Origin of the sequence: Bacillus sp. SIMBA_154 (assembly GCF_046536015.1) — a bacterium.
Lineage (GTDB): Bacteria > Bacillota > Bacilli > Bacillales > Bacillaceae > Bacillus > Bacillus pumilus_P.
This window is the reverse complement of sequence record NZ_JAWJBV010000230.1, coordinates 1-275: the sequence shown is the minus strand read 5'-3', so window position 1 is coordinate 275 and position 275 is coordinate 1. Positions and strand designations below refer to the sequence as shown.

Sequence of the window (275 nt, the reverse complement as noted above, 5' to 3'; positions counted from 1 at the left end):
ATTCCGGAAACTGCCCCAGCGAGCACACGAGCGCGTGGTCGCAAACCGAGCCGCTTGCCTGCGCTGCGTGAGCCCACCAGCAGCGCGACCGCTCCATCATTGACACCGGAGGCATTTCCGGCTGTCACGACGCCATCGGCATATAGCGTTTTCAAGGCTTGCAAGCCTTCAATAGTGGTCTCCCCACGTGGATGTTCGTCCTCAGCCACCGTCGCCGCAGCGCCCTTGCGCCCTCTGATTTCGATAGGAAGGATTTCGTCGTCGTAAAAGCCAGC

1 protein-coding gene is annotated in these 275 nt (G+C 60.7%); it reads right to left on the bottom strand.

Annotated features, from left to right (window positions below; translation table 11 throughout):
* Nucleotides 1–275 (bottom strand): thiolase family protein (locus R0K30_RS21835; protein WP_486304028.1); only part of this gene is annotated, 275 nt, incomplete at both ends.